Genomic DNA, 23,466 nt, shown 5'->3' with positions numbered 1-23,466 from the left:
TTTTTTGAGGATGACAAACAATGAGTATTCTGGACAAGGCCAAAGAACTGACCAATAAAGTCGCTGACAAAACCGTCGAATTCAGCAGCGATGAAGTGATTGCCAGCACCATTATCAAGGCCGTCGAAAAACAGGAAAAAGTCAACGCGATTCTGAAAGCGCGTGGTTCGAATTACCGCATCGGTAGTCTGAATCTTGGCATGGGTATTCCGCCGAGTGTGACATTTGGCATCTGGCGGATACAGGAATCAGGGGAATCAGACGTATTAGGCGATGACGGTGGAAAACCGGAAATCCTGAAATCATCTGTGCCGATTCCTGGCAAAGGCAGTTAACTGGTGCGGCGTATTAATCCATTTGTTTGAGTCTATGACTTAAGCAGTGCATTGGCATTGATAGTTGTGTCGAAAATAACGTTATCACTAAAAACAGTTTCAGTCTCATAACAAATGCATTGACAACGATTCATGGTGGCAAAAACAATTGATCTTGCAGGACTGCGCGTTTTTATCAGCTATGCGCGTGGCGGGTTGGATCATACCTGGGCGGAGAAGATTCAACGTCATCTTGAGGAACAGGGCGCGGACGTATGGCGGGACGAACACTCGATTGAAGAAGGCAATGAGGACTGGCACCGCAGTATCGAGCGTGGTATTGAAAAGGCAGATGCTGTGGTTTGTATTGTCGGACGCGACACAAACGATAGCCGCTGGCAACAACGGGAAATAGCGTTTGCGGATAAGCGTAACAAAGCGGTCGTTGTATTGCGTACCGATGACGTTGAACTACCGTTCGGCCTACTGGATGAAAAAAAGCCGATCGAAGCGCGTGCCGATATGCGGGAAACGCTGGACGTATTAGCACGCAAACTCGCTGAAATTTCACAAAAGCTGAATCGAATACCGGATAACGACGAGCAATCGTTCGTCGGGGTGCAGCGCCGGGAGGAACTGGCGTACCTCAATGATCTGATCCATAAAGATTATTCAGACCGAGAAAAACGCTATGTTGCGCTGGAAGCAAATGAACGGCGCTCGAATGCGCTGGAACGTGTGATGAATACCGTCATGGATACCGATGCCGTTCTGAAAGATTTTGGTATGGACAGGGTGGATCATGAACAGACGGTGGAAAAAACCTATACCGACGCGCTCGATGCTTATCGGAGTTTGCGGCACAAACCGGTGCGCCGTCTAGCGGTACTGGGTGAACCGGGCGCCGGAAAATCATTCTCGCTGCAACGTATTGTTGTCGAATACGCGCAGCAAGCGCTAAAGGATCCGAAGGCACCGATTCCATTACTGGTGCCGTTGGGTTTCTGGACGCGTGAATCCTTGTCACTGGAAGACTTCATTGAACGTCAACTGGACAAACTCGGCCGCTATATGATCACATTGCGTGACCAACAGCGGGCGGTGCTGTTGCTCGATGGCATGAACGAAATTCCTGTAAGGCAGCGGCAATCAAAAGTCGCCCAGATCAGGGCGCTGGCGCAGGATGAGCGTTTTGCCAGTGCGTGGTGAGTTGCCGTGAAAAGGATTTTGTCGGCGATTGCCATCTGCCGTTTGATACGCTGATTTTGCAGCCGTTGAGGCCGTCACAGGTGATGACTTTTCTGGTGCGTGCGTATACATTGTTGCAGGACGGATCGGATGGTGTACAAAAGGCCGAGAATCGTTTCTGGCAACTGGCGGGCGGTGATGCTATCCGGCAAGTATGGGCGCGTTGGCGCGAAGCAAGTGAAGACCTGGATTTGTTTTGGGGTGCTAATACAATACCAGAGAATAATCCGGATGTCGAAAGACACTTATCCTGGGATGATAAAGCATTGTGGTGGGAGGTGCGGTTTGACCCGCGCAGCTTGCTGCGGCTGGCTTCGAACCCTTATCTGCTGACCATTATAACCGCGTTGCCGCAGGTGTCGAGTAATCGTGCGCAGTTATTCCAGGGTTTTCTGCAGCATTTATACCGCCGCGAGCATGCTGCACGCGAAAAGCGGCATGAGCGAAACATTCCGGATCAGGCAAACTGGGAAGCGGTGTTGGAGATGCTGGCTGAGGCCATGCAACGGACAGTCAATGCAACGCAAGCAGAGGGAGTGCAAACTGCATTGCCACTTACGCAATGTCCGGACGGTTTAACCCGGGAACTACTTGATTTTGCCATCGATGCCAGCGTAGTGCAGGTGAAAGATGACACGATCCGTTTTACCCACCAATTGCTGCAGGAATATCTGGCCAGCCGCCTGTTTCTGGACGCTAGCAGTACTGGTTGCAAGCGTGCAGCGGATTTCTGGCCACAGAATAGCTGGTGGGAACGTACCGGCTGGGAAGTGGTCGCAGAAATCGCTGGCGAATCCTGCGGGCGTGACACTGATGCGCGGCGGCAATTGATTGCATGGCTGGCAAAAGCGAATCCGGAGGTGGCTTGCGAAGTCTGGCAGCATGTGGGGCGGCCGGAACTGCCGCAGGTGGTGCAAGCAGCAATTTCAGACCAATGGTTTGCCCGCATGACCGATGTGAGCCTGGAACCCGATCCGCGGGCACGTGCAGCGATCGGCCGCGCGCTGGGGAACTGGCATCTTGATCGGCGCAAAGGTGTGGGGCTGCGCGCCGACGGTTTGCCGGAAATTGACTGGGTGGAAATACAGTCCGCTACATTTATTTATCAGGATGCTGAGCATCCACCGTTGCCACCATTTTCGATTGCCCGTTATCCTGTCACCAATACGCAGTTTCAGGCGTTTATCGATGCCGGAGGCTATCAGGATGAACAATGGTGGCGGGGGTTGGCTGAGCGTTTTGATGCACCAGAATCGCCAAGTTGGAATGAGCCGAATTCACCGCGGGAAACGGTGAGCTGGTTTGAAGCCATCGCATTTTGTCGCTGGCTCAGTGCGCAACTCGGTTTTGACGTGAATCTGCCCACTGAACAACAATGGGAACGGGCAGCGCGCGGAACGGGGAGATATGCATATCCCTGGGGCTATGTATTTAAAGAGAATTATGCAAATGCTGAATGGCAGATTGGTAAAACGACGGCGGTAGGATTGTACCCGCAAGCTGCTACATCCGATGGTGTGTTGGACATGGCGGGTAATGTGTGGGAATGGTGTCTGAATGAATATGCCAACCCGGAAAATTGTCAATTGTCAGGCAATGGCAGGCGCGTGTTGCGCGGCGGTTCGTGGGTCAACAGCGGCAGGAGCTGCCGTTCTGCTAACCGCATTCTCCACGATCCGTCAGACCACAACTACAGTCCTGGCTTCCGTCTTGCCCGAGGTCATTGAGCTCAGGTCAGGCTGTCATACCCGGAGGGTATGGCATCCAGTAGAGCGCAGGGCAGCAGCCGTTTGGCAGCCGTACAGGCGGAGCGCGCGGAAGACTAACGGGGGATGGGCTGCGGTCAACCTATAATCCTTGTCGCTGGTAGGCTGGATCAGCGCAGCGCCATCCACCATAACCTTACCTCCCAATCAGAAGGCCATCGTGCCGGGTTAATCCCCGGATCATTCTGTGCTTCCTGATTAACATCATTTTAAGAAAATTTTATCTGAAATCAATCAATAACGCCAAGTACTCTGATCCAGTGGCAAGCCCATCTGTTATTTCAATGTAATCGGACTGATATCGAAACCCCGAATCGTTCTCGGCAAGCCAGAGCGATTATCCGGGATTCTTGCATCCCATGCCCAGATTTTTATTTTTACCGATTTTCCTTCCCGATAAAAATCAACCGTCATGAAATGTTCAGTGGTTCTCTCTTTGGGAAAACGCAGGTCCCACCATTTGTGTTCTGTGGTTACTTTGCCGAGATAATCAATTTTGTTACCGGGCACGCCGGAGATGGGGGCTACAGGAAATACTGATTCAGAGACGTCGGGAACGCTTGCTGCGTAACCACTGAGTTCGGAGAGATTTGACAGGGGAGAAGTGATGATTTCAATGAGTTTATTTCGGCTGTTGCCGATTTTGACCTTGGAAACACGCCCGTAATGCACGTCACCCGCTAATACGACAATGTCATGGCTGCCGTTTTGAAAGGCTGTAATCAATTGATCGTATTGTTTCCAGTCTGGCAGATTTTTGTCTATTTTGCTGCCTTTGCCTGCGATCAAGGGTTGCGGAATGACTAGAACACCCGGGCAGGTCAGGTTGTTAACCCATTGCAACAGTTGCTTGAAAGATTGATTTGACAGGAAACCGTTTTGTGTTCTTTCCGATCTTAAATCAGCAACGCAAAAGGAAATGTCGTTGCCAATCTTAAAGGTCCGTATCGTTTTTAATTGTTGTACGACTTGAACACCTCTTTTGGCCGCTGCTTCCCATCTTTTCCTGAAGTCTTCGTTCAATCCTAACGTGACCAGGTAAGGGTTAAAGCCTTGTAAATAGGGATAGTTGTTCCAGTATTCATGGTCGTCCGCGAGCATCCAGGTGCCGCCACGGCGCAAAATACTGCGTAATAGTTCCCAGCTTTCGGCGTAATCGTCGGCGATGCGGTCCTGGCAGTCTTCTTCGCTGAGCGGATAAAGGCCGAGTCCGATATCGAGATAAACCTGGTCTCCGGTGAGAAATTTAATATGCGGCTTGTATGCCGGATTTCGGTATAACGCTTCAAAGGCCTGGCCTGTCCGTCCGCCGTCGTGTTTGCTGTAAAAACACGAGCCAATGCCAACGGTGAAGGGATGTTCCGGTTGGGTTGGCAATGCTTCAGGCAGCGTGGTGAGGAAAGAACTCTCCAATAATTTCCAGTCGTTTTCCACACGGGATACAAACTCTACAATATAATCCTGTCCCGGTTCCAGGCCGTCGATGATTTCTACTTTGTAGAATCGTTTGTTCAGGTGCTCGAAAGGTCTCTGCCAGACGTCGCCTTGCGCCTTTAAATACTCGATTGTTTTGACAATCTCGCCGGTTTCATTTTTACGGTCGCTCTCGGAGTTAACCTTTCTGACGACTAAACGCCAGTTATGGGGCTTCGCCAGTGAAGGCAATAATGCGCCCACCCAAATCTTGACGCTTGTCGTGGTGACCTCATGAACGGCCAAGGCATATCGGCTAGTCAGTCTTTTTCCCATTTTAGACCTCCCTGATATCAAAATACCGGATGGGTATACAAAAAATCATTTAAGATTTCTTAGTAACCGCTCTGTTGATTATATATACGCTAATTTTGCATATTGATATGATATAAATCAAGTTAATGCCCAAATCAAAGACATGGTAGCATGATCTTGGTGTGTTTCAAGATAACATGCTGGCGTTCCAAACGGAATGCTGGGCCGCTTATCGGGAAATAAACAGTTCCTATGAATTGTGCAGGAAATCTATTCCATGAAAACCGATATCATGACGCATATAGGAGTTTTTGAAACGAATCTTTTTCGCTAATTCATAGGCATGTTGCTGTGCAATTTTAAGATTGTCGCCCAAAGCAGTTACGCAAAGCACACGCCCTCCTGCAGTTACCACGTCGTGTTGGTTGTTTTTATCGAATGCCGTTCCGGAATGGAAGATATAAAAATCGCGGGTGTCATTTTGGATTAACTGCAACTGAGTTAATCCCTCGATGACATCACCTTTGACAGGATTCTTGGGATAACCATTGGCCGCCATGACAATACTCAATGCAACGCGCCTGTCCCATTCCGTTTCTACCTGTTCGAGCGTGCCATCAATTGCATGCTCTAGCAGTGTCAGCAAATCGCTTTTCAACCGCAGCAGGATAGGCTGTGTTTCCGGGTCGCCCATGCGGCAGTTAAATTCCAGTACTTTGACCTGTTTATCCGATGTAATCATCAGGCCTGCGTAGAGAAATCCGCGGTAAAGAACATCTTCTTTTGCCATTCCCTGGACTACGGGATAGATCACTTCCCGCATGATCTGCGCATGCAGGCTTGGCGTGATGAATGGCGTGGGTGAATACGCACCCATGCCTCCGGTATTGGGTCCAGTGTCGCCATCGTATAAGCGTTTATGATCCTGGCTGGTTGCTAATGGTAAAACATGCTGGCCGTCGCTCATGACGATAAAACTGACTTCAGTGCCTTGAAGAAACTCTTCGATGATGACTTCAGAGCCCGCATCGCCGAAATGCTTGGTGACCAGAATCTGGTCAACTGCGGTATGTGCGGAATCGAGAGAGGGGGCGACAATGACGCCTTTTCCAGCTGCAAGTCCACTGGCTTTAACCACTATGGGCGCACCTTTTTCATCGATATACTGATGTGCAGCTTGTGCATCTGTAAATGTGGCGTAGGCCGCAGTCGGTATATTATGTCGCTGCATAAAATCTTTTGCGAAACTTTTTGAAATTTCAAGTTGTGCAGCTTTCTGGGTCGGGCCAAAAATTTTTAAACCCGCTAATTGAAATTCGTCCACAATTCCGTCGGCCAGCGGCACTTCAGGCCCAACGACAGTAATTTCAATTTTTTCCTTTTGCGCAAAGTCGATCAAGTCGGGAATTGCGGTGATGGCAATATTCTCTATCCCGTGTTCCAGGGCTGTACCTGCGTTTCCGGGTGCGACATAAATTTTCTGAACACGAGGGGATTGCATAAGCTTCCATGCCAGGGCATGTTCTCTGCCGCCCCCACCGATTATCATTAGTTTCATAGTTCGTTAGCGTGTAAATCTATTAGTGTCTGAAATGACGTATACCCGTGAAAACCATTGCTACATCCTGTTCATCTGCGGCCGCGATAACTTCGTCGTCGCGGATGCTGCCGCCCGGTTGGATGATGGCTTTCGCGCCCGCCTGTACGACAACATCGAGCCCATCGCGAAACGGAAAAAAAGCGTCTGACGCAACAACGGCACTATTCAAGTCGAGCCCGGCCTGCTGTGCTTTTATGGTTGCAATTTTTGCGCTGTCAATGCGGCTCATCTGTCCTGCTCCAATGCCAAGCGTTCGGTTGTCCTGACAGAAAACAATGGTATTGGACTTGACGAATTTTGCCACGCGCCACGCAAACAACAAATCATGCAACTGTTGTTGGGTTGGTTTCTTTTGGGTGACGACTCTGAGTTCGTTCAGGGTGAGACGATGGTCATCCGGCGTTTGCACCAGCAAACCACCGCCGATCCGCTTCAAATCATATCGATTATCCGCATGGTCCAGCGGCAGGACCAGAACGCGAATATTGCTTTTTTGCGCAAGCAGTGTTTTGGCGTCATCGTTAATTTCGGGTGCAATAATCACTTCGACAAATTGCGTTAATACTGCACGAGCAGTCTCCGCCTCCAACGGGCGGTTAAATGCAATAATGCCGCCAAATGCTGAAGTGGAATCCGTTGCAAATGCGCGTTGATAGGCATTCAGGATATTGTCGGCAACGGCGACGCCACAGGGGTTGGCGTGTTTGATGATTACACAGGCTGGATCCTCGAAGGATTTGACGCATTCCCATGCGGCATCGGTATCGGCAATGTTATTGTACGATAATTCTTTGCCCTGGACTTGGCGGCTACTGGCAAGGCCACCGGGAACAGATTGCAGATCCCGGTAGAATGCGGCCTTTTGGTGCGGATTCTCGCCATATCGCAATTGCTGCACCATATTGAAATTGAGATTCAATGACGCCGGAAAATCATTGGGGCTTTCATCGTCATTGATTGCAGTAAGGTAATTACTGATCGCACTGTCATAGGCTGCCGTATGGGAGAATGCTTTGCAGGCAAATTTGAAACGACTGGCAGCACTGACGCCGCCATTGTTTGATGCAATTTCATTTAATAACGCCGGATAGTCGGTGGGATCGGTTATGACTGTTACTTTCCGGTAGTTTTTAGCGGCCGCGCGAACCATGGTTGGGCCGCCGATATCAATATTTTCAATTGCATTTTCCAGGGTGCAATCGGCTTTCGCGATGGTCTGGGTAAAAGGATACAGGTTAACAATAACCAGTTCGATGTCGGCAATGCCTGCTTTTTCCATTGCAGACAGATGGTCCGGCAAATCATTTCTGGCAAGAATTCCGGCATGTACCTTGGGATGCAGCGTTTTGATGCGGCCATCAAGCATTTCCGGGAAACCGGTGTAATCACTTATTTCAATGACAGGGACGCTTTCATCCTGCAATAATCTGGCTGTACCGCCGGTGGAAAGGATTGTGATTCCGGATTGATGCAACGAGCGCGCCAGATCGACCACGCCTGTTTTATCAGACACGCTGATCAGTGCTTGTTTGATAGTCATTCAGTACCTTATTTATTTTATTTGATATCGCTTTATTTTTTGGCGCAGTGTATTCCGGTTGATTCCGAGCAATTCGGCGGCCTGGGTCTGATTGCCTTGAGTATGCTCCAAAATAACTTCAATGAGCGGTTTTTCTACACTGAGAATGACCATATCATGAATGCTACAAGGTTTTTCGCCATCGAGGTCGTTTAAATATTTGTCAATGGATTTACGTACACAGCATGCAATTTCATTTTCATTGATTGATGAGTTCATACGGCAATTGCCTTTTCTTCTTCGATATAATGTAAATGTTTATTATAATCAGATAGTTGATTAAAAAAACGATCTGTTTCGGCGAGCTGTTCTTCGCTTGTTTTCAATTGATTCATTTGATGACGAAAACGCGCTGAATCAACCAAACCCTTTGTATACCATGCAATATGCTTGCGCGCGATGCGCACACCTGAATATTCGCCATAGAAATCATATAAGTCATTTAAATGGTCAATAAGAACAGTATGAATTTCACGTACTTCAGGTGGCGGCATATACTGCCCCGTATTTAAAAAATGCTCAATTTCCCTGAATATCCAGGGTCTGCCTTGAGCTGCACGGCCAATCATTACAGCATCGGCCTTTGTGAATTCAAGTACCTGTCTGGCTTTGTCAGGTGTGGAAATGTCGCCATTGGCAATCACCGGGATATTTACCGCAGCTTTTACCGCTGCAATGGTGTGATACTCTGCATTGCCGCGATAGGCGCATGTCCGTGTGCGTCCATGTATGGCCAGTGCCTGAATGCCTTCATTTTCGGCTATTTTAGCAACCGTCAGTGCGTTTTTATTTTGCTGATCCCAGCCTGTTCTGATTTTAAGCGTTACCGGAATGTCAACTGCGCTGACAACAGAGTATAAAATTTTCTGAACAAGTTTCTCATCTTTTAGCAGCGCAGATCCTGCCATTACATTACAGATTTTTTTTGCAGGGCAACCCATATTGATGTCAATAATCTGCGCACCTTGATCAACATTGTATTGAGCTGCAGCAGCCAGCATTTTCGGGTCGGCGCCGGCAATTTGTACAGAAATCGGTGAAACTTCACCGTCATGATTCGCCCGCCGTTGTGTTTTTTTGGATCCCCAGAGTAAGGAATTGCTGGAGATCATTTCCGATACGGCCATGCCAGCCCCCATTTTTTTGCATAACTGACGGAAGGGACGATCGGTCACGCCCGCCATGGGTGCAACAATGAGCTTGTTTTTGAGCGTATAAGAACCGATTTGCATGCAGTAACAGTTTTTAAATAGTGATTAATAATCAGAGATTAATACGGGCAGGTATTCATGCTACCTTTCAATGAAGATCATATAGATTCTCAATTGTTTCCTTCAAGCTTCTCCTCATATTATATAAAGATAATTTTTATCTAAGCAATAAAAGTGTAATAAAAGCGCAATTCTTTTATGGGGATAATTATGAAAAGTTATATTCATTTTTTATAGCTTATAGAAATCCCTTTGAATCAGCCTCTTGCGCCGAAAATCATGCGCCGTGCAACAAACCGCTTGACCGGCGGAAAATTGTCCAGAATGGTCAAGCCAATACCGCAGCAATGTCTGAGCAGCGAATTGTCATTTGAAAATAGTCTGACCAGTGAGTCGGTGAACATGCGTCCGCCCTGGCTGTCGATGCGTCGATGTTTTCCGTATCTGGTTAGCATGGATGGTGAGCCGATGTCTTTGTGTGCTGAAAGTGTTTCCAGAATTTCCTGTGCGAGTTCGTATGCGTCCCTGAGCCCTAGATTAAAACCCTGTCCGGCTACCGGGTGCAGTGTTTGAGCAGCATTGCCAATGAGCACAGTGCGTTGAGCGGTGGTTGGTACTGCATATTTTAATGCTAATGGAAAACCGGAGCGTTTGCCTGCGAAAACAAATTGACCCAGGCGGTCACCAAAGTGAGTGTGTAACCGTGCGAGGAAGCGGTAATCATCCATTGCCAGAATCTCCTTTGCGGTCTCTGGCGATACTGTCCATACCAGCGCAAAATTGTCGCCCGAAGGCAACAGTGCAACGGGGCCGTCTGTTGTAAATCGTTCATAGGCGATGCCGGATTGCTGTTTTTCGGTTTTGATATTGGCGACAATAGCCCATTGATTATATTCTGCCGTCTGGTAACTGACATTTTTTATCTGACTACTGAGGCGGCCACCGTCGGCTACTACAAGCAATTTGGCGGAAATTTTTTTTTCGATGTTTTCATGATCATATTGAACATGTCCTGAATCTTCGTCGGTTGAGAAATGTTTAACAATAGCCCCTGTTTGATACTGAACATCGCTTTCCAAAATCGTTTCATATAAGGCACGGAACAAATCATGATAATTAACGACGTATCCCAAGGCTGGTACCCCGGCATCCTTAGTCGTCAAAACGGTTCGACCAAAGTAGCCTTTATTGGATATATGGATGGTATTAATAGGTGTGTATCGAGGCAGTTTTTGCCATGCACCCAGACGATCCAGAATCAAGTGACTGCCATACGAAAGTGCTAACGGACGTTCATCTTCAATCTTTTCTGGCAGACCGCGTGCTTCCAGGAGCAGGGTTGTCAGGTTGCTCTGGCAGTTGTTGCGTAAGGCAAGTGCTAGCGCCATGCCAACAGGGCCACCCCCAATTATCGCAATAGTGTAATTATCAGCACCCATTATTTTTCTTTTGATAGAATTTTATTTATAGCAATAATTTTTTATACGAGATTTTTCAAATCTATGGTTATCTAATCTAATTGAGTAATAATATTCAGCTCAGACGAAAGATGGAATCATATTGTTCGTCATTGGAAAAAGTTGGAACAGACAACTTCAACGTATTAGCCCAATAGTTTACATTAAACTCAGGTTGAGCTTAGCACAGCTTTCATAGTGAGGAAAAGTGGTTGACTGAATGAATTAAAATCGTGTGCAATGAATAAGTACTTGGTTGATTCAATCAATGCTGTTGTGTGGAGTGATCATGATTTTTAAAGGAAAAAGAAATTAAGGAGTATGTGAATGATTAAATTTCAGCTGCAAAAGACACTAACAATTAGGCAATCGGGTCTTTTATTTGTTTTATTCTTATGGACTTTAAGTGTTTGTGCAGAAACGATTGAATCGATCGACGAAGAACTGATTCAGGCAGCCGAAAAAGGTAATGTGCCTTTGGTAAAAAGGATACTTGAGGCTCATTCGGAAATTTCTGAGGATACGATTAATAAAGCGTTTTTTGAGAGTATCAGAAAAGGGAGCAAACCGATCGCTCAATTTTTGATTAGCAGAAGCGCCGATGTCAATTATCGCGGTGATAATGGTTATACGGCCTTAATTCAAGCTGCGCGAGATGGGCGCAGCCATTTGGTTAAACTTTTGTTGCCATTGGGTGCAAATGTTAATGATGCTGCTTCTGAAACGGGTGAAACTGCCTTGATTCTTGCGGCAAAAAGAAATCGCAGAGATGTGGTAAACCAGTTACTGGCATCCAATGCAGACTTGAACGTTCAAAGAAGCACGGATGGTATGACAGCACTAATGCTTGCAGCACGAGGTGGACATCAACTGATTGCACATGCATTGATCGAGGCGGGCGCCGAGGTTGACCGCAAACTGGAAAACGGTGCAACGGCATTGATGCTGGCGGCGCAACATGGTCATCTTGGTGTAATTTATGTACTGTTGGCAGCGAATGCGGATGTCAATATCAAGGCCAGCAATGGCGCGACTGCCTTGACACTGGCAAATGTTCATCGTCATAGCGCGGCGGCGGATATGCTTAAAAAAGCAGGGGCAAGATAAGGTCGTTCATTCATGTGAGAAAGCACTAGACACGTGATTTTTTAATTTTTTATCTATCGGTCTTAATCGATCATGTCTATGAAATTTATCTAAAACCTGTTAACAGCGTTGTTGCAGATCGTTGAAATTAGGAAATATGACCTATACTGTTAAAGATGCTTCTGCTGATTTCCAGAATTTAGTGTAAATTGCTCGTTTTCAAGAGACAATTATAAAAAGTACATTATCAACTTTCAAGGAAATAAAGGATATATCAAATGAGAATACGGACTGTTTTATTGCTTGTTGCGCCATTGGTTGTATTGTCTGGTTGCGGAGACGAAACGTCGAGTGATAAATCAGGTACAAAGACAGCATCCGAGGTGATGACTGAAGTAACGACAATGGACGAATTGCCATCTTTTTTAAGTGAAGGATTGTCGCCTGAAGAGAAGGCGGAACTCAGGGAACAAATTTTTCCCGGTGGTGGTGACAACGGGGTTACACCTGGAGAAAAATTTCAGGCGTTACTTGAAGATGCAAGGGCCGGGGATCCTGTCGCACAAAATAGTCTTGGCGTAATGTATTACACTGGAGAAGCGGTATCTAAAACGGCGAGTGGGCAAGTTTTGGATAACGATCCCGGACTGGCTGCTGGCTGGTTTTATCGTTCAGCTGAACAGGGTTATGCTGATGCGCAATTTAATCTTGGTTTAATGTACGCAAACGGCGAAGGGGTTGGACAGGATATGCATGAAGCAGTCGAGCTATTTAAAAAAGCGGCACTACAAGGTCACGTTGATGCGCAAAATAACCTCGGTGCCTTATATTTTATGGGAGAGGGTGTTGAACGGGATGAAGATGAGGCAATAGCGTGGTTTGAAAAAGCGGCCAAACAAGGTAATGAAGAGGCAATAGCCAATCTTGAAGCAATCAGGGCAGCGCAACAGCATTAGTGCGTTATCAATTGGTGTTGCCTGAACGGCGCTATCGTGGTGTTATACAACACAAGGCGGCGCGGAAAGGAAAATTTTATTTCAGTTTCAATGTGACATCTCAGTTGACGGATACCACGGTAACGCCTGCAGGTAAGCTTGTCAGCGCCATGAGTTGTGCGTGTGTGCGTTGTATCTTTTTGGCAATAGAACAACTATTTCCCGTAAAGCACACTTTGCCATCTACGCTGATGAACTCACTGAACTCAATACCGGCAAGTGATAGAGTACTAGGACGTGTTTCAGTGAGTGATTTTGGATAGAATGAATTAATTTTGTTCTTTAAATTCCGGTATTAGAATGTTGTGCTATTGCAATGTTTATATTGATAAAAATAACATTCAATTACCGAAAAAATATAAAAATCAGAACGGCAGGTGAAATAAATTAGCAACCCTGTGTAAGCTTTGACAATCAAGTCCGACTCAAGCAAGGAAATAGTCAAAATTAAGGTTTTGCTATTTCCCGTCAGCCAGGGTTTTTCGCGTCTCCCTGGCTGACAATACTCAAACTATGCAATACTCAAACCATGCAGATATGCAAGTTTCTGTGTGAAAATGTCCCGCTAAATGCATGTTCGCAGTTATGGTGGAATAGAATGTATTAGTCAAATGCCTGTATGCTGATGCGGCAACCAGTAAAGGTTGAACGCAAAAGTGAACGTGAAGTACACGATTTTGATGTCCACCGCGAGGCTGTAAAAAAGTTGTTCAGTGTGCGATATCGCCATAGATCAATGTCTCAAACGTCTCAAAACGCACACGTTTTCTTGTCTGTTTAACCCAAGCTTTTACCCGCACAAGCCCATTGCGGAAGCCGACAAATTCGTTTGTGGAGACACTTCGCTTTGCCAATTCGGATATTTTGTGCTTCTACCTTGAATGCTTGGCCACTAGAACCTGAAATAGACGTTTAGTGTCTTAGTAGTGCAGGTAGGATCTTTACAAAAGGAATAGGGTAACTTAAATACCTATCGCGACAGTGGTTATGCTGCAGTTTTTAAAAATACAAATTTCAAAATGGAAAACTATGAAGCTTTGTTAGCAACATTGGCTTTACTCATGGGCACATCATGGGCGAGCGGTATAAATCTGTACGCTGTCTTGCTGGTATTGGGTCTGGGTGGATCGACAGGTTATATTGATTTGCCTATGGAGCTTGCAGTACTTGAGGATCCATGGATTATTGGTGCTTCCGGAGTGATGTACGTTGTTGAATTTTTTGCTGATAAAATTCCGGGCTTTGATTCGGTATGGGATGCTATTCATACGTTTATCCGCATACCGGCAGGTGCTATGCTGGCTGTAGGCACAGTAGGCGATGTGACGCCTGCATTGGAAGTGGCGGCAGGTATTTTAGGTGGAAGCATTGCTGCAACAAGTCATACGACAAAATCCAGTACACGATTGGTGATTAATTCATCGCCGGAGCCTGTTACAAATTGGACGGCGTCATTGTCTGAGGATTTACTGGTGCTGGGTGGATTATGGACAGCATTGAATTATCCTCTGTTTTTTTTAATTTTATTTGCTGTTTTTATAATTCTCGTTATCTGGCTGTTGCCAAAATCATGGACTTTAATCAAAGTTTTTGTGAAAAGAATTGGAAAATTGTTTGGTTTTCGAAAAAAACATGCCAGATACATCGGGCATTCTTCCCAGCTTACTGACCAAAGAAAAAATGACAATTCGTGAATGATGTCTGGTCGGTTTGGCGGCCAAGGGTATTCTTGTCCTGCTTGTTTGAAACCCTGAGTTTAGAAATGCCCAATATAGGCCTGGTTACGTCCAGCATGTTTGGCTTCATAAAGTGCAGTATCCGCACGTGAAATGAGTGTGGTAGGTGTTGTATCATTCATTTCAGACTGAACAATTCCAATACTCAGTGTAACATTTATCGTTTTGTTAGCAGCTTTGCAGTGTGTTTCAGAAACTTTTGACTGAATACGTTCAGCAGTGATGATGGCTTCATTGACTGTAGTTTCTGTTTGAATAATGATAAATTCATCGCCACCGTAACGTGCAGCGAAATCAATGCTTCGAATGGATTGCATTAAACATTTGGCAACGGTTGCCAAGATTTCATCGCCTGCAACATGTCCAAGCTCATCGTTGAGTTCCTTGAAATAGTCAACATCAATCATCAATACTGCAAAAGCGCGTTTGTTGCGCTGAAATCTTGAAAGCTGGTCTTGGATAATCAGATTGAGTTTGTTGCGGTTGTACAAACCGGTCAATCCATCGGTAATCGATAACTTCTCCAATAGCTTATTTTTTTGTTGCATCGCTTTATTGGCAGCCAGAATTTTGGATTGGCTCTGGCGTAATTTCTCCGTCATCAGATTGAACATCTGTGCGAGTTTTCCGACCTCATCTTTTTGTGTGACAACGGTAATAGGAATATCCAAGTTGCCTTTTACAATTTGCGCTGTGGCATTAATCAGACGTTGCAATGGCGTAACAATGGAATGACTTAGATATAATGCGATACCGGCGACGATCAAAATCGATATGCCCACCAGAATAAAATACAGGTTGCGTTGTTCTGTCCAAGTGGCATAGACATCCTTGTGGTTCTTTATGGCGACAACGGTTATTGGCAGTGTTTCGGCTGTATATGCTAGACCGAGCACATGATCCTGTAAAAAAATCTGGAAAGTTGTGAAATTGCCGGGATTGCTCTTCAAGTGATTAAATACTGACGGATCAAGCGATGAAGGATGTTTAACATCTATATGGCTTGCCAGGAGTATGCCACCCTCAGAATCAAGTAAAAAAATTTCACCGCGTGGGGATTTGGGTGAATTTTTTAATGAGGATTTGACATTGAGTAAATCGTATGTAAGTACTAACTGACCCAGTACGAAATTATCGTAGGATATGATGGGCAAAGCAATACGGATTATTACTGTGTTAAATTGTTCATCTAACAGCGGTGGTGAGACCACAGGATATTGGGACGTTTTATTCCCTAACCACTTTTCTTCTGGCAGTTTTTTCTGAATTTGTTGATTTGAACTGCTCGCAATTACGTTTTTTTGAGTATCAATTACGGTTAATTCCAGAATTGTATCTAGTTTTGTATGAACCGAGCGCAGATAATGGGTGAGGATCTCGGGTGAATTCTTGATTTGCCCATTCTGGGGTTTGATCGCATTTGATAGCGCATCAATAAGTATTTTTGCTGAGGTCAGAGAATATGCTTCATGGATGTTTTGATTGACCCATGCGTCGATCTCATGACTGGCATGACTGGCTAAGATGCGCAATTCGCGCTTGACATTAGCTTTGATTAATTTTTCATTTTGATGGAACGACAGTAAACCCAACACAAGTGAAGGTACTAGTGTTGATAGCAATGCAAAAACAATAATCTTGCTTTTAATGCTTTTCAATGGATTTCTCAGTTAATACGTAATTGATAAACACCCTTTATAGTTGAGTTCTAATTTTTCAATTTTATAAAAAGGCAAATAAAAGTTGTTTTAATCATTCATTTGAAGGTGGGGCAATTATGTATTACGGAGTAGTGCAGGTTCGTTGTCAGGATAGTGACTCATTTGATATCCCTGCCAGAGCCTGTTTGCAATAAATGCAGCAATGGTATTGGCATGTTGTTCAAGTGCACTATTGCCCAGTTCATGTGTCGTTTGTTTGAAAAGTGCTAGCCAACGTTCAAAAAGTGTGGCCGTTAACTCAGGTAATGCAATATGCTTTGGCATCGGCGCGCCACGAAAACGGCTTGTGCCGCGTAATTGCGCGGACCAGAAGTTGGTCATTTGCACAAAATGGGCATCCCAGTCAATAACATGTTCTTCAAATATTGGCCCGAGTAAGGGATCTTTTCTTGCTTTCGCATAAAATTCATGTACAAGTTTTGAGACTTCTTCTTCTGTATATAAATCAGGATGAGGCATAGGAAACGGTGATTGATTCATATTAAAAATGAATTAAAGAGTTAAAAAAATGATCGGAAAAGTAACAGCGTAAATATTTTTAAAAGTTTTTTATGGGTAATACAGTTAAAAATGCTGCATGGGTAAAGTGCAAGTTTAACCAACGTGCGTCAGACTGTCCACGTTGACTTGGAGCGGTGCCATTTAATTAGTTTATGTGCTTTGGGTTTATTAAGGGCATCTCTAAAAATCCATATTTTGTCACAATACTTTGTTGTTCACAAAAAATATCTCCTACATATCAATCATATGCTGCGTCAATATTTTTTGTTCTCGCCTCGTCTTGTTTGAAACTCTGAATTTTTAGAGGTGCCCTTGATATGTTAATGCTGAGACAAGTACTCTTTCAACCTGATATTGACTGTACCCGGCAATATCAGGTTGAAAAAGTACTTGTCGGCGGTGATTATGCAGTATCGCGTGTAAAATGGAAAGAAGGGCTCAATGACAACTGGCGAGGCTGATCAGGTTATTGAGTTTGGTTGTCAAAAATATAGAACGATACAGAGGTGGCTTCATGAAAGAATTATTTGGTAAGGCTTTGTTGGATGACGCGGTCCGCACAAAATCAACAGCATTTACACGGGAAGAACGTAAACGGTATGGTTTGCGTGGATTATTACCCTATGATGTCGCCAACATCAGTAAACAAAAAGCGCGTGCGCTTGAAAATATGCGGCGTAAAAATAGTGATATTGAAAAGTATATTTTTTTAAATGCATTGTTAGACCGGAATCAGCGGCTTTTTTATCGAACCATGATCGATCATATGGAAGAGATTTTGCCTCTGGTTTATACGCCGACAGTCGGTGAAGCCTGTAAAGAATTTGCACATATCTTCAGAAGGCCGCAAGGACTTTATATCACACCGGAAGACCGTGGTGAAATTGATGATGTGCTAAGTAACTGGCCGGAAAAAGACATCCGTATTATTGTTGTTACAGATGGGGAAAGAATACTGGGTTTGGGTGATCTTGGTGCCAATGGTATGGGAATTCCAATTGGTAAAATAGCGCTGTACGTCGCTTGTGCCGGTATTCCTCCTGCGCATTGCATGCCTGTCACGCTTGATGTGGGGACGAATAACCAGTCGTTACGTGAAGATCCATTATACCTGGGCTATCCCCATGCGCGCCTGAAAGGCGAAAACTATTTGTCAATGGTTGATGAGTTTGTCCATGCTGTACAAAGCCGGTATCCCAATGCATTGATCCAGTTTGAAGATTTTCTTACACCAAATGCCTTCGACTTTCTTGATCGTTATGGAACAAACGTGCGTTGTTTTAATGACGATATTCAGGGAACAGCTGCGGTAACGTTAGCGGGTGTATATACATCTTGCCGTATTACGCAAAAGAAATTTTCAGACTTAACAATTATGTTTCTGGGCACTGGTTCGGCTGCGGGCGGAACAGCAGAATTAATGGTGTCGGCATTTCGTGCACATGGACTTAGCGAGCAACAGGCCCGGGAACGGCTCTGGTTTATTGATCGAAAAGGACTGGTGGTATCGACAAATGAAATCATTAAGCCGCGAATCAGACCATTTGCACATGTGCATGCACCACATGGTTTTGTCGACGCGATTGCTGAAGTTAAGCCTGATGTTTTGATTGGCGCCACAGGTGTTGCCGGCACATTCACAGAGCAGGTCGTGCGGCAAATGGCGGCGGTAAACGAGAGGCCAGTGATAATCGCGTTGTCCAATCCGACCTCGCATACCGAATGTACGGCAGAAGAAGCGTACAAGTGGAGTGACGGGCGTGTTATTTTCGCCAGCGGAAGCCCGTTTGATGCGGTGCGCTATAAAGATCAATGTTTTTATCCAGGGCAGGGTAATAATGCTTATATTTTCCCGGGTATAGGTCTGGGTGTATACGCGAGTTCGGCGAAGCTCATCACGCAAAACATGTTTTTGACAGCAGCGGAAGTGTTGTCAAATCTTGTAACTGAAGAAGAAATTGCTAAAGGTTCTGTCTATCCTTCCCTGACACGCGTGCGCCAAGTATCGCTGTCAATTGCGGTAGCCGTTTGCCGGGTTGCCATACGGGAGGGACTGGTTGCGGGAAAAATGCCGGAAAATCTGGATGGCTATATACAGTCTTTGATGTATGAGCCCAACTATTGAGTTTGAAAATGATCGCAAGTGGTTTATTGCGCAATTATTCATCAAACAGATTAATGACGCCATCCAGTCCAACATGATTGATTGAATAGGTGGCGTTATCCTGAACGATGGGTTTGGCATGATAAGCAATGCTGACACCTGCCGCCGCCATCATATCCAGGTCATTTGCACCATCGCCAATGGCGATAACTTGCTTGCGTTCAATAGCATGTTTATTGCATACATGTTCCAGTGCTTCGGCTTTGCCTTTCCGACCAAGAATCTTACCCAGTACTTTTCCGGTGAGCGTGTTATCTTTGATTTCAAGTGTATTGGCCGCAGCAAAATCCAATTTCAGCCGTTCTTTAATTCTGTCAGTAAAAAATGTAAAGCCGCCAGAAATAACCATTGTTTTAAGACCGGCGTTTCTGGCTTTCTTGAGCAGGGTTTCAGCGCCGGGGCTCAGCCGTACACGTTCATCATAAACTTTCTGAAGTGCATCGGCATGTAATCCGCGAAGTAACGCGGTTCGTTGTGTCAGACTTTCTTCAAAGCTGATTTCGCCGCGCATGGTTTTAAGCGTAATTTCTGCGACATGTTGCTTGATATGGTGCATATCGGCCACTTCGTCAATGGATTCAATTGCAAGCAGTGTCGAGTCCATATCCATAGCAATCAATTTAAAATCAGATAATGCCTGGTTTGTGTTGATAAATGCGAAATCTAGATTAACGTTTTTGCAATAATCAGCAATGCCGTCTTGCTGTTGAATATTTCTCAGCCGGAATGCCTGACCGGTAATTTTTTCAATTTGATCTGTGCGAGCAAGTTTAGCTAATGATCTCAAATCATAGTTTTCAACTTCAGTGCCCTGAATAATAAGTTGCATGTCGCTTTGTTAGTTCCGATGATTCGATGTGAGTGATTTGTTGTAATTCCATTCAACGTTTCGATTACGCCCAGTGTTGTTCTGACAGCTAATCATGAGCGCAAAATTTTTCTCGCCACTGCGACAAAATGCGTTGCTCTGTAGATTTGCCTAAAATGGCTCCTCTGGAAACAGCTACGCTGTATGGCAATTTCAGAGATGTCGCCATTAGTATCGTTGATTCATATGAAATGATCAAGATTGATCGTGGTTAACACGAGGTTCTCCAGTATGAACAGGAATTGGCTAAAGTGCATTTGTCAATCACTGATTTCAAGCCTTAAAGTAGCCAAACTTTAAAAAACCAGCATATGCCGGGCGCCACGCTTTCCTTGGAAAAAATGACTGTACAAAATAATCGCAAGATTGACTTTTTTGCAAATACTTTTTGAAAGCGTGTAACGAACTGGTATTTGGCAATACAGTGTTACAGACTATGTCTAATGCGTTATAATCTATCGTTTTACTTCGCAAAATAATAACAATGCTGCAAGGAAGAAACCTAACCTGCGTACGGGGTGATCGCAGACTTTTTAACGACGTCAGTTTTACTGTAAAAGCGGGCGGATTAATGCAGGTTAATGGACCCAACGGGAGCGGCAAAACAAGTCTGTTACGCATGTTATGTGGTTTGTCAAATCCGGCGCTGGGCGAAATTACCTGGAATGGCGAAGCGATCAAATCACTTGGCGGTGAGTATTATAGCGAATTGACTTATATCGGCCATTTAAGCGGAACAAAAGATGATTTGACAGCGCTGGAAAATTTACGCATAGCCAGTGCGTTGTCAGGTGTGCAGATAACCGAGAAACAAGCTTCTGATGCATTGGGTTATATGGGCCTGGAAGGCAGAGAGACTTTGCCTGCAAAAGTATTGTCGCAAGGCCAGCGCAGGCGCGTTGCGCTGGCACGCTTACTGGTTTGCAAGACAAGATTATGGATACTTGATGAACCGTTGGCCGCCTTGGATGTTATGGCGGTTAAACTCATTCAGGGTTTGCTTGATCAACATTTGAAACATGATGGTATGGTAGTGATGACAACGCATCAGGATATTGATATAACTGCGGCATCAGCAGTGCATTTGCAATTGGCATAATATGTTTTTCTGGATAGTTCAACGTGATTTGTTGCTGGCAGTACGTCGTAGATCCGATGTTTTAACAACATTATTTTTCTTTGTTATTGTCGTCAGTTTGTTTCCATTGAGTGTGGGGCCGGAAATGAACATGTTGCGTACCATGGCGCCAGGTGTTGTCTGGGTTGCCGCTTTGCTGGCATCGATGCTGTCGCTTGGCAGACTGTTTTCCAATGATTATCTTGATGGCACGCTTGAGCAGATGCTGTTGTCGCCACAATCATTGTTTTTCCTTGTTCTAGGAAAAGCGTTGGCGCACTGGCTAGTCACAGGCGTACCGTTGGTTATGATGGCGCCTGTTTTAGGTATTCAGTATGATTTGCCAGCGGATGCGCTGTTTGTTTTAACAATTTCATTGCTTCTAGGAACACCGGTGCTGAGTCTGATTGGCGCGATTGGCGCCGCATTAACGCTGGGTTTGCGTGGCGGCGGCGTGCTGGTTTCTTTGTTGGTGTTACCACTGTATATTCCTGTTCTTATCTTTGGTGCTGGAGCGGTAGAGGCAAATATGTCCGGGCTTGATTACGATGCGCATTTGTCTCTGCTGGGCGCTTTTTTGCTTGTATCACTCGTTTTTGCTCCTTGGGCAACGTCGGCATCGTTACGCGTATCAATGGAATAAAACAACAGTAATGGCTTGTTTTGTTCGGTAGTTTATAAAAAGGATTAAAATAAAGAAGTTAATTTTATGTAATTGACTTGATTTTAATCAAAGTAATTTTTTGATTCTTATATTTTGGTATAAAATTGGCGGTCAAAATAAAGGATCGCGCAAAAATTAAAGTAAACGCCCGAATATAAATAATAAATAAAATTAACTAATATTTTTTCTATATATGGCAATTAATTGGTATAAATACTCATCACCTGCTAGTTTTTATTCGATTGCGGGGAAAATGATTCCATTCTTCGCTATCATTGCGTTCGGTTTACTTGTGGCTGGTCTCTATATTGGCTTTTTTGTGGCACCTACAGATTTCCAACAAGGTGAAGCATATCGCATTATTTTTATTCATGTTCCCGCTGCATGGATGTCCATGTTTCTCTATGTTGTGATGGCTTTTTGGGCAGGTATTGGACTTGCCTTCAATACCCGGCTTTCATCGATGATGGCGACTGCAATCGCACCAACAGGCGCCTTGTTTACATTTCTGGCATTATGGACCGGTTCACTTTGGGGAAAACCAATGTGGGGTACCTGGTGGGTATGGGATGCACGGTTGACATCCGAATTGATTTTATTGTTTCTGTATATTGGCTTCATGTCTCTGCAGGCAGCGATTGATGACCCGCGCAGAGCGGATAAAGCGGGAGCGATTATTGCAATAGTCGGTGTGATTAATATTCCGATTATTTACTTTTCAGTACAATGGTGGAATACGCTGCATCAAGGTGCATCAGTAAGTGTGACTCAAGCACCTACAATGGCTGAAACGATGTTGACGGGAATGATGGTTATGGTATTTGCGAGCTGGATGTACTCTATCGCAGTTATATTGAAACGTGTTCGTGTGATTATTCTGGAAAGAGAAAGCCATACCGCATGGGTCGCCGACCTCAGAAGAAAAGGAGCATTGTGATGAATTGGTCAAGCTGGTCGGAATTTTTTGCAATGGGCGGCTACGGTGTTTATGTTTGGGGTTCATACATAGTGACGTTTGTATGTGTTATCGGAGAAATGCTGTTAATCTCAAATCGACGCAGAACTTTAGTCAAAAGATATGGTCTGATACACGGCACAGAAAAAGAAGAGTTCTCGAATCTAGAGGAAACTTCGAGTCTTGAAAAGACATCGGATCCAAAAGAAATTTCAGATTCGCCAGAAATTTCAAATAAAGAAGAGATAAAAAATGAAACCACGTCATAAAAAACTTGCAGTAATTACCGCAGGTGTTGCTGCATTAGGCTTCGCGGCTGTTTTAGTGTTAAACGCTTTTCAAAGTAATCTGGTTTTTTTCTTTAGTCCAACGCAAGTAGTTGCTAAGGAAGCACCAATTGGTAAAAGCTTTCGAATTGGCGGGCTGGTAGAAGAGGGAAGTGTGCAACGTGAAGACGGCGGCACTACAGTCCATTTTGCAATTACCGACACATCAGAGGTTATTCAAGTCGTTTATACGGGTATTCTGCCCGATTTGTTCAGAGAAGGCAAAGGTGTTGTTGCTCAGGGAAAATTAAGCGAGAGTGGTGTATTTCAGGCTGACGAAGTGCTCGCAAAGCATGATGAAAATTATATGCCGCCTGAAGCCGCGCATGCTCTGGAAGCAGCAGCAAAAGCACAAAAAGCTTCTCTGGCACAATAGGTCTTTTCAGAACACAGGTATGTTTTAATAAGATTCTGATTTCTTTGTATTAAA

23 protein-coding genes are annotated in these 23,466 nt (G+C 44.9%); 14 read left to right on the top strand and 9 right to left on the bottom strand.

Features of this window, described 5'->3' with window-relative positions; all coding sequences use genetic code 11:
• The first annotated feature begins 20 nt into the window (after window positions 1–20).
• The 3 genes from MRK00_15215 (at window position 21) to MRK00_15205 (ending at window position 3,289) form a co-directional block, all read left to right on the top strand.
• Window positions 21–335: a hypothetical protein gene (locus MRK00_15215; GenBank protein ID MDR4518717.1), complete on the top strand. Its 315-nt coding sequence runs from the start codon at window positions 21–23 to the stop codon at window positions 333–335.
• 132 nt (window positions 336–467) lie between these two features.
• Window positions 468–1,523 (top strand): TIR domain-containing protein, encoded by a 1,056-nt coding sequence (locus tag MRK00_15210; protein MDR4518716.1) that lies wholly within the window; start codon window positions 468–470, stop codon window positions 1,521–1,523.
• Entirely contained in the window at window positions 1,517–3,289 is a 1,773-nt protein-coding gene (locus tag MRK00_15205) for a formylglycine-generating enzyme family protein (GenBank protein MDR4518715.1), read from the top strand. Before MRK00_15210 ends, MRK00_15205 begins: the two co-directional genes overlap by 7 nt.
• A gap of 315 nt (window positions 3,290–3,604) precedes the next feature.
• Here MRK00_15205 and MRK00_15200 read toward each other — a convergent pair whose 3' ends face one another.
• The 6 genes from MRK00_15200 to MRK00_15175 all read right to left on the bottom strand — a co-directional run bounded on the left by MRK00_15200 (window position 3,605) and on the right by MRK00_15175 (window position 10,885).
• Complete coding sequence (locus MRK00_15200; protein ID MDR4518714.1) at window positions 3,605–5,077, bottom strand: hypothetical protein; 1,473 nt, start codon at window positions 5,075–5,077, stop codon at window positions 3,605–3,607.
• Window positions 5,078–5,306: 229 nt separating this feature from the next.
• Complete coding sequence (gene purD, locus MRK00_15195; GenBank protein MDR4518713.1) at window positions 5,307–6,614, bottom strand: phosphoribosylamine--glycine ligase; 1,308 nt, start codon at window positions 6,612–6,614, stop codon at window positions 5,307–5,309.
• 22 nt (window positions 6,615–6,636) lie between these two features.
• Window positions 6,637–8,196: a bifunctional phosphoribosylaminoimidazolecarboxamide formyltransferase/IMP cyclohydrolase gene (gene purH / locus MRK00_15190; protein MDR4518712.1), complete on the bottom strand. Its 1,560-nt coding sequence runs from the start codon at window positions 8,194–8,196 to the stop codon at window positions 6,637–6,639.
• A 12-nt stretch (window positions 8,197–8,208) separates the two neighbouring features.
• Window positions 8,209–8,454, bottom strand: a complete 246-nt coding sequence (locus tag MRK00_15185) for a Fis family transcriptional regulator (protein MDR4518711.1) — start codon at window positions 8,452–8,454, stop codon at window positions 8,209–8,211.
• On the bottom strand, window positions 8,451–9,467 hold the full coding sequence (gene dusB / locus MRK00_15180; GenBank protein MDR4518710.1) for a tRNA dihydrouridine synthase DusB: 1,017 nt from the start codon (window positions 9,465–9,467) through the stop codon (window positions 8,451–8,453). The genes MRK00_15185 and dusB overlap by 4 nt, the downstream gene beginning before the upstream one ends.
• A gap of 236 nt (window positions 9,468–9,703) precedes the next feature.
• Entirely contained in the window at window positions 9,704–10,885 is a 1,182-nt protein-coding gene (locus MRK00_15175; GenBank protein MDR4518709.1) for an FAD-dependent monooxygenase, read from the bottom strand.
• A gap of 345 nt (window positions 10,886–11,230) precedes the next feature.
• On the opposite strand from MRK00_15175, the gene MRK00_15170 reads away from it, so the two are divergent.
• From MRK00_15170 to MRK00_15155, 4 genes are all read left to right on the top strand, one after another.
• A complete protein-coding gene (locus tag MRK00_15170; GenBank protein ID MDR4518708.1) occupies window positions 11,231–12,010 on the top strand; it encodes an ankyrin repeat domain-containing protein in 780 nt (259 codons plus the stop codon).
• Window positions 12,011–12,267: 257 nt separating this feature from the next.
• A complete protein-coding gene (locus MRK00_15165) occupies window positions 12,268–12,945 on the top strand; it encodes a sel1 repeat family protein (GenBank protein MDR4518707.1) in 678 nt (225 codons plus the stop codon).
• Window positions 12,945–13,247, top strand: a complete 303-nt coding sequence (locus tag MRK00_15160; protein ID MDR4518706.1) for a hypothetical protein — start codon at window positions 12,945–12,947, stop codon at window positions 13,245–13,247. Before MRK00_15165 ends, MRK00_15160 begins: the two co-directional genes overlap by 1 nt.
• Before the next feature lie 756 nt (window positions 13,248–14,003).
• Complete coding sequence (locus MRK00_15155) at window positions 14,004–14,678, top strand: DUF4126 domain-containing protein (GenBank protein ID MDR4518705.1); 675 nt, start codon at window positions 14,004–14,006, stop codon at window positions 14,676–14,678.
• Window positions 14,679–14,740: 62 nt separating this feature from the next.
• Here the strand turns inward: MRK00_15155 and MRK00_15150 are convergent, their stop codons facing one another.
• Both MRK00_15150 and MRK00_15145 read right to left on the bottom strand, forming a co-directional pair.
• Entirely contained in the window at window positions 14,741–16,378 is a 1,638-nt protein-coding gene (locus MRK00_15150; GenBank protein MDR4518704.1) for a diguanylate cyclase, read from the bottom strand.
• 117 nt (window positions 16,379–16,495) lie between these two features.
• On the bottom strand, window positions 16,496–16,921 hold the full coding sequence (locus tag MRK00_15145) for a group III truncated hemoglobin (GenBank protein ID MDR4518703.1): 426 nt from the start codon (window positions 16,919–16,921) through the stop codon (window positions 16,496–16,498).
• Between the two features lie 338 nt (window positions 16,922–17,259).
• On the opposite strand from MRK00_15145, the gene MRK00_15140 reads away from it, so the two are divergent.
• Together MRK00_15140 and MRK00_15135 are read left to right on the top strand one after the other, a co-directional pair.
• Complete coding sequence (locus MRK00_15140) at window positions 17,260–17,403, top strand: hypothetical protein (GenBank protein ID MDR4518702.1); 144 nt, start codon at window positions 17,260–17,262, stop codon at window positions 17,401–17,403.
• A gap of 53 nt (window positions 17,404–17,456) precedes the next feature.
• Window positions 17,457–19,067 (top strand): NAD-dependent malic enzyme, encoded by a 1,611-nt coding sequence (locus MRK00_15135; GenBank protein ID MDR4518701.1) that lies wholly within the window; start codon window positions 17,457–17,459, stop codon window positions 19,065–19,067.
• Window positions 19,068–19,101: 34 nt separating this feature from the next.
• On the opposite strand, the gene serB is transcribed toward MRK00_15135, so the two are convergent.
• On the bottom strand, window positions 19,102–19,935 hold the full coding sequence (serB, locus tag MRK00_15130) for a phosphoserine phosphatase SerB (protein MDR4518700.1): 834 nt from the start codon (window positions 19,933–19,935) through the stop codon (window positions 19,102–19,104).
• Between the two features lie 523 nt (window positions 19,936–20,458).
• Between serB and ccmA the strand changes: the two genes are divergently transcribed.
• The 5 genes from ccmA (at window position 20,459) to ccmE (ending at window position 23,412) form a co-directional block, all read left to right on the top strand.
• A complete protein-coding gene (gene ccmA / locus MRK00_15125; GenBank protein MDR4518699.1) occupies window positions 20,459–21,073 on the top strand; it encodes a cytochrome c biogenesis heme-transporting ATPase CcmA in 615 nt (204 codons plus the stop codon).
• Between the two features lies 1 nt (window position 21,074).
• The gene (gene ccmB, locus MRK00_15120) at window positions 21,075–21,734 is read left to right on the top strand and encodes a heme exporter protein CcmB (protein MDR4518698.1); all 660 of its coding nucleotides are present in this window, start codon (window positions 21,075–21,077) and stop codon (window positions 21,732–21,734) included.
• Window positions 21,735–21,948: 214 nt separating this feature from the next.
• A complete protein-coding gene (ccmC, locus tag MRK00_15115) occupies window positions 21,949–22,692 on the top strand; it encodes a heme ABC transporter permease CcmC (protein ID MDR4518697.1) in 744 nt (247 codons plus the stop codon).
• Window positions 22,692–22,979: a heme exporter protein CcmD gene (gene ccmD / locus MRK00_15110; GenBank protein MDR4518696.1), complete on the top strand. Its 288-nt coding sequence runs from the start codon at window positions 22,692–22,694 to the stop codon at window positions 22,977–22,979. Before ccmC ends, ccmD begins: the two co-directional genes overlap by 1 nt.
• A complete protein-coding gene (gene ccmE / locus MRK00_15105; GenBank protein ID MDR4518695.1) occupies window positions 22,963–23,412 on the top strand; it encodes a cytochrome c maturation protein CcmE in 450 nt (149 codons plus the stop codon). The genes ccmD and ccmE overlap by 17 nt, the downstream gene beginning before the upstream one ends.
• Window positions 23,413–23,466 lie beyond the last annotated feature (54 nt).

This window comes from Nitrosomonas sp., from assembly GCA_031316255.1.
Lineage (GTDB): Bacteria > Pseudomonadota > Gammaproteobacteria > Burkholderiales > Nitrosomonadaceae > Nitrosomonas.
The sequence above is the reverse complement of the archived record's forward strand: the minus strand, read 5'-3'. Positions and strand labels throughout refer to the sequence as shown.